Here is a 10,516-nt window from a genome sequence, read left to right on the forward strand (position 1 = left end):
GAAATGTTTTGGAATGCATAAGGGAGATATCCATTTTCAAGATATTTAGATAGCAGGATTTTCTTTAAAGAAAGTGAGTCATAATGATTTTCAAGCAAGATTGGTTTTTTCTCATCATCAAGAACCGTATTCTTATTTAAAGCGCCACTTCCCAAAAGTATCAAAGATGTCTTGATATTATATTTGTTTGCGATTTGGAGGATAGGCGACAAGTCCGAGTCAACCAATTCTTTGGCCTCTGACATTTCCTTTAAAACAGCCCTAATCAATAACAGCCTTGAATCCGGTTCAAATGGATCTTCTTTTTTCAATTGGAACCAATGCATAAAAATCCGCTGAAAGCTTTTAGTCTCTTCAAAACTAAAATCTCCAGAAAGTTTTAAAGAAAAAATTGATTCTAGCAATGTTTTAAATTCATTGAAACCTTTTCCCTCGACCAACCTGAAGATGTTAAATATCCCGTTTTTATTTATTGCTGTTCCGTTGGATATTTCTCTTTCAAAGAGTTTTGCAATTACTTCCCCCAGTTCCTTTTCCGTAAATTTTCCAGTTAATTGATCCCAAGAATAGGTATTGAATAGGTGTATCCAATCTAGGTCTTTATTCTCCTTCCTGCCATGATGTTTAGTTTCGTCCTCTTTGATTTCAGTTAGTATAGCATGAAATTTTTGGTATTTCGATCTTACATATTCTTTTTGTTCTAATGCGCTGACTAGAACATTCATGAGTTGAAGAAAACCAATGTTATAATGATCAGCTGTCTGCCTTAAGATGCTTTCAGAAAATCTTAACCTATTAAATTCACTTCCTGATTCATCACTGAAAAATCCCAGAATAAAATAATTGATAGATCTTTCCAAGTCCTTATTTTGGGCCGAGATTTCAGCATTTTTGGAAATGATCTGTCCAATTGATGAACGGAACTCAATAATCCATTCTGAGTCCAAAGGTTCTAATACCTGAATCAGTTTGTCAAAGTAAGCGTTTGAAAGTCCAAAAGCCAACCGCTTCTTTGCCTCTTTGTTTCCCTTTATTTTTCTTATCAAAATGTTAAAATATCCAGGATTTGAATTAAAAATATGATCCATCAAATTTTCCAGATCCAACCCTGCTTGAATCCAATAGGGCATGAAACCTCTCGTCAGGTAGAAAAACAATCCTTCACCAAAGAAAGAAAATGTACTTTTATTAAAATCCTCTACCTTTAAAAAATCATAATTTTTAACTAATGATTTGGATAATTCGGATGACAATGCCATTCTGATTTTTTCCCCAAGATATCTTTCCAATTCAGATTGCTTGATCTGACCAATATCGATCACCAAGCTGTCTATTTCAAGATTCATTCCCCCAATAGCTTCTTCATTAAATACCCGATCCATTTCAGGCAAAATATGGGACGCAAAAATCCGCTCAATTTGATTGTTGCATTGGGAGGCCAAATCCCTATTGGGATAACGGAGAGAAATGGTCGATTTTGCTATAATATTTGGATCTGCTCTCATCATTCTCCCCCTTTTTTCCAATTCATTATCAACTGGGACAATTCCAAAGATGCTTTTTTGATTTTTTTCAAATTTGATTCTTTTTGATCAATCTTAAGATTTATCCAAACTTGATGGGCCTTTTCAAAAGCAATCATATCATCCAATCCCAACCAATAAACATTAGCCTCTATATGGGCAGGAACCCTTTCTGCAATCAGGTCATGCATATATGACCTGAAACTTTTGTCTTGAAACCTGGCAGGCCAATCAGGCAATACAATACTTATTTTTTGATCAAAAAAATCTTCAGCAAACTCAGATCTGTCCTCCAGTTTTCTATTTAGAATCACTCTTCTTTGGCAGTAATGCTTTTCCCCATGAAGGGTTCCTTTCAGCCGGATCATTTCTACTTCTTTCAAACCCAGCCTTCCCATTTCTTCCGCTTTGCCGGACATCAGTTTTGAAAGTTCTCGATTGCTTTGAAATATCTCTTCGAGTTCTTTGTCTGTTATTGTTTCATTCTCCTGTTCAGGAATATACGTAGCCAATAACTCCCCTTGTCCACCATGGACAGAGAGAATCCCATTTCCAAATTGATAATTTTTCTTTTCTTGAGAGTATTGATAGAAATCATCCATCAGCTTCTTTCTTTCCTCCTCATATGCCACCCATTTTGACTGAAATATTTTACGGTTATATTGATTTAGGATAAAAAAGCCCAATAAGCTTTTTTCCAAAAAAGACCGTAATAAAATGTGATCTACCAGATATAGACCTTCGGAATTGAGATTTGCTTTCCTAAAATAGGCAATTAAGCTATTTACCTTTTTGATTCCTTCAGATTCATCCATTCCTTCAAAAAGACTTACCCATTTATTACTTTCTTTCTGAAAAATCACCTCTATTAACTCTTTATTTTCTTTAAGCTTAGAAATCTTATACTTTCTATAATCAACCCCATTTGTCATCAGACATTTGAGACCGATGGGGCCAAAAAGAGGTGAAAATTCAATTTCAGGAATGATTCCACTTTCATTGCTGTTTTTTTCATTTTCCGTAATATTTCGAAAGGATTTTACAAATTGTTCTTGTTCAACTTTGGATTTGAGGTATTCCGTACTGGAATCTTCCCCCGTAGCATTCTTTAGAATCCCTTCCGAAACCAAAGTACCTTTTTGTTGAGGAATTCCGGTTTTGGACAACAGGATCTGTTCCAAACCTGACAAATCTTTCAATTGCTGTGCTTCTGTAAGAAATGTCCCCTTATTTTGATAATAATTCAGATCCTCCAATGCTATCAAAAGAGCCGATTTTCTTAGGAGCAATTCTTTTTTCAAATCGTGTATGTTGGAGATCAAATTAAGTTTCAAAGAAATTAGGAAAGGAAGTTCATCCAAGTTTTCACCAAATCTGGATAAGAGATGATCAAATAGTCTGTTTTTTCTATCCAAAAAATCATCATACGTTTCAAAGCTGAAAGAATTTTGGGAATTTGAATTTTCTTGTGGAGAAATCAGAATTTGCTCTAAGTCTACCACGCTGGATAATTTTTGGGAAAAATAACTGACTTTTTCATCTATGTTATTTACACTAAAAAGTTGATCGAGATTTGAAAGCTGGGCAAGATAATTGGCTAAATGTTGCTCAAAAAATAATAAGTAGGCCCGAAGTTGTTTTACCGTAGCTTTTCTTTCCAAAGGTTCATGCTTGGAAATCCCTTCTTTGCCCAAACCATAAATCAGAGGAAATTGATGTTGAATAGAAGTATATTTTCCGGGATCACGAAAATTCCCTTTCAATTTTTTATCAAAATATTCCTCCTGAAAATACTCCATCTGATAAGTCCGGTACCCTTTTGACCAGAATTCGAGTAAATAATTATTGACTCGGTTTTTATCAACATGGACACGGTTCCCATTTATAATTAACCTGATGGTCTCAAAAACCCCGTTCACGCTATCATCAAAATCAAGATTCACATATTCACCATCATTGAGTGAAAGGAATCTTAAGTCAGGATCAGAGTTTATTACAATGTTGAGTAATTTTTCTACTCCCCTTACTTTGGTCAATATCCTTTGTATTTGATCTTTGTGAATTTCGGTTTTTCTTTCTTTGAGTTCTGAATTTTTTATAAAACCTGATTTAAGGCGAGGTCCCGAAAAGATTTCTTCAAGGGATAGATTTTCCTGAATCATTTCTCCAATACTGGAAAATGCTACAGGGTTGTATAAAAAAACTTCTAGATTGAATAAAATTTCAGCAAGGATTTGGTCAGAGTCTCCATTTTCAAGAATATTTATATTTATCTCAAGCTTGAATGGAACAGGTTTTAGTAAAACTACTTTTTCAAAGTCCTCTCCTATATTTCTGTTTTTAGCTAGAAAAGTATGGAGCTTATCCAAAAAGATATTTTCTTTTTTTGGGTTTCTTTTGAGGCTTTTCTGGAAAGCCAAAGAGGGCATGATGACAATTTCACTTATACCAGTCAAACTTTCTTCCCTATCATAATTTCTGATTGGTTTGATCCATGCGTTTTGTATCTCCTCCAAACGATCGATAAGAATTTTGCGAAAATCATTTGAAGTAACAGCATGTCTGCTATAAATCATCCTTGGGGAGTAAAAAGCATTATTTCGGGCGTCCAAAGGTTGGTTTTTGCGAAATGTCAGCAATTCCTGCACATCAAAGGAAGTCCGGTAGGCAAGATCGGTCAAAGCAAAACAAAGCTGCTCCAATATGGTAACACCTGGATCATGAGCGTTGTAATCTGTCCAAATCCCTCCACTTAGTTTCTGTGTATATTCCAACCCCTTGTCTTTCAAATAATTGAAATCCATGGTGCTTTTCAGCAGCTCTTTTTTTGAAAAACTATTGGAGCTTTCAGACATAGCTATTCTTCATCAATAAAGTTATTGTCCCATAATTTGGCAATCTTAAAAATGATCTGACTTCCATCACCATAATTGCTCATAGTTTTGATCTGCAATCTGAAATCAAAAGTTTCACCGAACCATCTTAGGTTTATTTTATTCCATCTATTCCACCAAGCGCCGTAATACCCACAGGTTTTGTTGATTTTGGATTTTGAATTGCCATAAGTACTGATTGCTGTTGCATGCATTAGGGCATATTTCCCTTTGTGTTTTTTTCCTGCATAAGCCATTATTTCGTATGCATGGCAGCCTGTCAGTCCATCAAGGATATCATGCCATTTTCCGTCAGCAGGTACTTTCCCCTCTTTGAAAGTACCCATTCTCCCTTTTGAAGCAACAAGGCCCTCCACCTCAAGTTTTTGCTTTGGAAATAAAGTACCGATTCCCACATTTCCTCCCGTCTCAAAGTATATGGTAGGCCAATCGTTGTTATCCTCTTTGATGATTAGTCCTTTGTTTTCACCTTTGCTATTTACGATAAGCCAGGATGCTTTCTTGTCTTTGATATTTTCATAAAAACTGAGCAGCTTTTGTTCATCACCTGCCGGAAATACCATTAAACCATCCACATCATTTTTGCTGATACCATCATCGACCTTATTGAACATCGAGTCAATCAAGATGGCAAAATGATTTTCATTGGGCAGCATACCGTTTTTGAAATATTTTTTCAGTTGCTCCCTATCATTGATAATGACTTTATTCTGATGGCTTTGTTTTTCCATAAAATCAGATTTCGATTTCTTTTTGGTTCAATTTTTTACTTAAGTCCTCTCAATTACTACGAAATCAGAATCAATGGACAAATCTCCAATACTTGCATATTCGGGATCCAAAATTGTCGGATCAGTAATTGGATTAATTTGATGATTATCCGCAGAAATAAGCACTGCGTATGGAGAAATTGTCCTTAATATTTCAATATTCCTTCCGTGATATTTTATCGCAGTATCGATCACATTAAATGCCCCCTGAACTTCCACTAACTGCAATACAGAAAGCTGCGTGACAAAATCTATATATTCACGGCTTTCAATAAAAGTCAATATTTCAGATTTAGAAATGGCGTAAAAGTTTTCGGCGTTTTTTCGATTATAGGTAGAAGAGGAGGACAAAAACGTAATCAGTTCATTATTGAGCTTATCTCTGTAATATCCTGATTGTTGTTGAAATTCTTTGGTGAACTTGACACTACACCTAACCTTAAGCTTTTCAAATACCGGGTTTGAAACCTCAAATCTTGCAAAAGCAGAGGTTTTGGACAAAAGATGATCTTTCATCCGGCCCAATAGTTCATAAGGCACTCTTCTATTAATTGCACGCCCTAAAGATTCCGACCGCGGAATCACAACTATCTGAAGACTTGTTCCTTTAATTAATTTATCAGGGAATGTACTTCTGCTGTAAACAAAAACCCTTTCTATTTCAGGGAATTGGTCTAAAATAATCCTCTCAAAATCCCAATTGGTAGAGGCCCTGTTTTTATGCCTAAGAATTTCACTGGACCTTAAATAATAATCTTTTTCAGAATCCACAGAATTGGAAAAAATTTTTAAATCATAAATTCCGTTCGAATTGATATTGGAATTTCCACCAATCAATTCAATTTTTTTGACTTTTGCTTCTTTCTCAATTTCATTCCTGGTTTCTTCAACCTGAATTTTTTCTTTAACTCTAAAAGCATTCACGAAAACATTTTTTATTTTGGAGTTTAAATCGGTTTGTCCGTCAAATGCAACCCTAATCCAAAATTTACCACTTGAAAGCCTTGTATTGGATAAATTAATGGTTCCCGGTATTTTTATTTTTACTACTCCCGATTTAACCATTCCTTTGGTGCTGTCTTCAAGAAGCATATCCTCTAAAGAATTCCACCTGTTTTTATCAAGGTATTCCCAATATAAATCAGGAGATCTAATAGCGGATATGGGATAAATTGCCTCTTCAAGTTCAAAACCAATATTGAGGGTCTCATTGGCTTTTACGTCAGTCAGGCCAATGAGAAGATTTCCTTTGTGCTTGATCTGGGGCATTAAATAAGAAAATGATTCCAGGGAGGCAGGGTAAACCTGTACATGACCAAAAGGATAGATATGGAAAAGTTTGATATTAACCGATTTGGTGATTTTACCCCTTGAGATATTTTCTTTGGTGTAATTTTTATAATCAACTAATAGATGTTCCAAAACTGGCGTATAGGGCTGTTTTGGTAGTTCCACTTTCCTTCTTTTGAACCTACTCTTTTGCATGGAAATATCTGCAAAAAGTTCTGAATAGATATGATGACCAAAAGCCTGATAAGGTTTGCTCAAAGAAAAAATGACTGCAAGGTCATTTTTATCCCTCTCTTCAGACAACAACCCCGGGGCTTTTTCCACATCAAAACTTTCCAGATCCACTTCTACTCTTTTGAGGGGCAATAAGTAAAACCCATCCTCTCTTTCCTCAGATTCAAAAAGGCTGAACTCCTGAAAGGATTTATGATGCTTGACTTGCTTTTTCCCTCTTTGCACTAATATTTCAGATACAAAATCCTGATCGTCAAATCTCTGGGGATATGCGCTATAATATTCCTTAAAGCCGTTTCTAATGAGGGGTAACCCGCTCCATTTAAAGTTGAAAATGAGTTCTGAGAGATACTTAGAAATAAGATATGGATTGCTGACTTTGAGTTTTGATCCCACGTCGGGCAAAGGACCAAAAGGTTGGAAAGGGCTTCCGATATCCAAATCTCCCAATTGGTTGGAAATCTGTATTTGTTCCACATCTGATACCTGAACCTCAATGGCCACCTCTTCAACCTCAAGTAACTGCAATAATCGGTAAGGGGGAAGAGAAGCCTCATTGTTGATCAATACCTTTAAAATAGGCCATTCCGATTCATAATTCCCCCCATGGGTTTCAATGTTATAAATGGCCGGACTTGGTTCGTTTTTGGCAAGTTCAAAAACAAACACGATACTTTTTTCAGTCCGATTGAATGTAATTGAAAAACCTGGAAGATCACTCCATCCTTTCAAGGTAGAATAGGATAATCTGAAAGAATCCAACAAGAATAACTTAACAAAAGAAGCCAAATCATTATTTCCATTTTTCTCTTGGTTTTCATCCTTCCCTTGAAGCTTTTCTTTCAAAATTCTTAATTTTTTCAATTCAAACTCAAAAGCAGATAAAGAACTTTCCGATAAACTGATGCTTACAATGGCTTTGAAATTACCATTTTCAACTATCAGCACCGGGGAAGAAATGGCAATTCCAATATTGCTTTCCCAAAGTGTACGGTCAGAAATTCCTTTTAAATGTTGATCTTCTCCCAAAGAAGTCGGAAACCTTTCTTGGTTATTTATTTTTAGGTTGACCTTGGGCGTTATAATTCCATCATACAGCAATCCATCATAAATGATATTTAGATAGGTACCATCTTCAATCCTAGCTTCTGAAAAGGGTGTATAGAAGCTTTTGAATAAGGTTCGTATTTCCGCAATTTTTGCTTGGCTGACCCATTCACCATAAATACTTTCAAAATCAATTTCCTGCTTATTGTCAAAAATCAATTTTACTTGCTGACCCTCTGGAATAAATAAATTTTCCGCACCTGTGACAATTGATTGCAGACCAATGATTGCTGTACTGGGTTTTTTCTTTTTGGGCTTTTGTTCAAGAAGTTTTTTATAATAAAAGTCCAGATGTTTTTGGGTAAATTCATTGACATCCTTCTGAATTTCCTCAAAAAGTTTGAAAAAAGTAACCAATAGTCCAATATGTGGATGGTGAAATTGACTTTCAAACAATTCGGTTTCAAATCTGTCTGCTGCTATTTTTTTTACAAAAAGCAAACTTTTAAATACAGACTTAAATGCCTCTGAAAGCATGATATCCTGATCTTTTTCCTGGAAAAAAGTATAGGAAATCCCTAAATCTTTTGCATTTATTGTTTTTTGTTTCGTCAGAACTTTGGCAAGATCATCATGCAAATATTTTAGGCTGTTTTGAATTTCCTGTAATAATGGACCGGAAAAATTTGAATCTACCAACAAATCATTCCAGTTTTTGATATAATTGGCCAACTGTAAAATATTGGTAGCAAGGGCCTCTTCCAATTCAGTTTTTTGAAAATCATTGGACTCATTAAGTTTGTACAGCAATGAATCGTGTTTAGTCTTGAATGGTTGAATGTCAGTTCCTGCAATCATAGCTATAACAAAAAGAGGATCATTCATAAAAAATGGCTTCCAGTTATTTGATGTCCGGTCATTAAAATCAAAATACCTGACTCTTTCTGCATACTCAATTGTAAAACGCAGAAGATCAAGCATAGAACGTTCATCCACTAAAAAGTAATCCCTTTCTAATGCTTTTTGAAACCTTCCACTTTGACTGACTCCTTGCCCCATATTTTTTTGTTTTTTTTACTTATAAGTTGGTCCCTTCAGTAGCATAGAAGGGGTATACCATATTACTTCTTGTATTGGTGATGATGATTATATATGAAATATGTACCATAAGAATCCCTTCTTCAATTCTGTCAGTGAGTATATTGATTTTTTCAGATTTGATTCTAGGTTCATAGAATAATAAGGCATCATAAATCATGTCTTTTAGGATGGTAATGCTTGTAGCGTCAGTTGTTTCAAAAACATGTTTGATAATACCGCACCCAAATTTGGGATTCATGATTCTTTCGCCTGGAATAGTCCCCAGCATGATGCGAATACTTTGCTGAATATCTTCATTTTCTGATACCATTCTGACAAGTTTGGTCTGAATGTCAAAAGCCGGAGGAAATGCCCAGCCCTTACCCAAAAAAGATTTTTCCGATTTATCCATATTATCCTCCTATCATTACCGTTGGACAACCTAATATTATACTACCTCCGTGTGCAGTGGAGTCTCCCATTCTTGCAGCTGGTTTACCGCCAATCATCACAGTGGCAGAGCCTTTGACAATAGAATCCGGAGGACCCACGCAGACAAGGGAATCTCCCAACACAGCTGCTGGCATCTTCCCTATCAGTACAGTTGGTATACCTGGTCCGATAATTGGTCCACCTACATGAGGGATCGGTGGAAGTCCGGGCGTCTGCATCGGACATGTATGCATGTCTGTCAATCTTGCTGCTGGAGGCATATTTTCATTTTTAATTGATCATTACTATGGCACCTTTTACAGTAGTTTGGCCGGAAGCGGATAATTCAGCCGTTGCATTTCCGGCTGCTTTGAATCCAACCTGAGCTTCATGACTTACATTCATGCCCTTACATTTTACATCGGCCTTTGAGGAAATATCCAATTCAGCAGTGGCGTCAAGACTGATTTTCCCATTTGCGGTAATTTTTATATCCTTTGGGCTTTCCAAAGAAATCCCACTTTCATTCATCGTCCACTTGTTCCCATTCATATCTTCAGCACAAATCAATTTATCTTTATCATTCATCACCAGCTTATTCCCCTCCGGTGTTTCTATTGTCAGAATCTTGTCTTCATCATCAAACTTTATAGAAATCCCTGATTTGGTTACAATGGATTTGAATTGGTTTTTTTCATCAGGTTCCTCTTTTGGTTTGTTCTTTTTACTGTAAAGGCCACCCATTATCACAGGAAAACGCGGATCATTGTTGATAAAACCTACCAATACTTCATCCCCTATCTCAGGAAAAAAGAAAAATCCACATTGATTTGAAGCATAGTCATATGCCATTCTTGCCCAAACATACTCTTCGGCGTCTCCCTTAAAGGAAGGCATTGTAATTTTGACTCTATAATTTGCGTCAGGATCCCCATGAATGGCTGCCACCTTACCAATAAGCAAACCTTTTGCTGCCGGTAAATTCCCGCCCGCATCATGGTCCTCCAATTCAGGAAGGGATGAATGGAATCTTGAGGACATTCCTATATACAGTGTAGTGATCCAATCCCCCTCTTCCATTTCGTGGATTACTTTAGAAACAAATGCATTTCCATTATATCGTTGATTGAATCCTTTTAATTCCACAAAATCACCCGGTTGAATTTTTGATGTTCCGGAAACCTGTATCCTTCCTTTGATTTTATTTAACACTACCCGGTTTGAAGCACTCTTACCGATATTCTCC

The 10,516-nt window shown here is 36.1% G+C and carries 7 protein-coding genes; all 7 read right to left on the reverse strand.

All coding sequences use genetic code 11. The annotated features are described in order from the left end of the window. A partial coding sequence (locus ACEW8U_RS13630) for a contractile injection system tape measure protein (RefSeq protein ID WP_373522604.1) occupies window positions 1-1,508 on the reverse strand: 1,508 nt, incomplete at its 3' end. Beyond that, window positions 1,505-4,327, reverse strand: coding sequence for a hypothetical protein (locus tag ACEW8U_RS13635; protein WP_373522605.1), 2,823 nt, complete (start codon window positions 4,325-4,327; stop codon window positions 1,505-1,507). The genes ACEW8U_RS13635 and ACEW8U_RS13630, both read right to left, overlap by 4 nt. Before the next feature lie 53 nt (window positions 4,328-4,380). Next, window positions 4,381-5,148: an adhesin gene (locus ACEW8U_RS13640; protein ID WP_373522606.1), complete on the reverse strand. Its 768-nt coding sequence runs from the start codon at window positions 5,146-5,148 to the stop codon at window positions 4,381-4,383. Between the two features lie 39 nt (window positions 5,149-5,187). Continuing rightward, complete coding sequence (locus ACEW8U_RS13645) at window positions 5,188-8,817, reverse strand: hypothetical protein (RefSeq protein ID WP_373522607.1); 3,630 nt, start codon at window positions 8,815-8,817, stop codon at window positions 5,188-5,190. A gap of 19 nt (window positions 8,818-8,836) precedes the next feature. Then, on the reverse strand, window positions 8,837-9,250 hold the full coding sequence (locus ACEW8U_RS13650) for a GPW/gp25 family protein (protein WP_373522608.1): 414 nt from the start codon (window positions 9,248-9,250) through the stop codon (window positions 8,837-8,839). A gap of 1 nt (window position 9,251) precedes the next feature. Continuing rightward, window positions 9,252-9,551: a PAAR domain-containing protein gene (locus ACEW8U_RS13655; protein WP_373522609.1), complete on the reverse strand. Its 300-nt coding sequence runs from the start codon at window positions 9,549-9,551 to the stop codon at window positions 9,252-9,254. A gap of 10 nt (window positions 9,552-9,561) precedes the next feature. After that, the coding region (locus ACEW8U_RS13660; RefSeq protein WP_373522610.1) for a phage baseplate assembly protein V at window positions 9,562-10,516 on the reverse strand (955 nt) is incomplete at its 5' end.

It is taken from the genome of Aquiflexum sp., from assembly GCF_041751335.1.
Classification (GTDB): Bacteria; Bacteroidota; Bacteroidia; order Cytophagales; family Cyclobacteriaceae; genus Aquiflexum.

Bases quoted from the DNA above. Each gene is read 5' to 3' on its own strand.
- ACEW8U_RS13645 (WP_373522607.1), bottom strand. From the start codon at position 8,817: ATGGGGCAAGGAGTCAGTCAAAGTGGAAGGTTTCAAAAAGCATTAGAA.
- ACEW8U_RS13650 (WP_373522608.1), bottom strand. From the start codon at position 9,250: ATGGATAAATCGGAAAAATCTTTTTTGGGTAAGGGCTGGGCATTTCCT.
- ACEW8U_RS13655 (WP_373522609.1), bottom strand. From the start codon at position 9,551: ATGCCTCCAGCAGCAAGATTGACAGACATGCATACATGTCCGATGCAG.
- ACEW8U_RS13635 (WP_373522605.1), bottom strand. From the start codon at position 4,327: ATGGATTTCAATTATTTGAAAGACAAGGGGTTGGAATATACACAGAAA.
- ACEW8U_RS13640 (WP_373522606.1), bottom strand. From the start codon at position 5,148: ATGGAAAAACAAAGCCATCAGAATAAAGTCATTATCAATGATAGGGAG.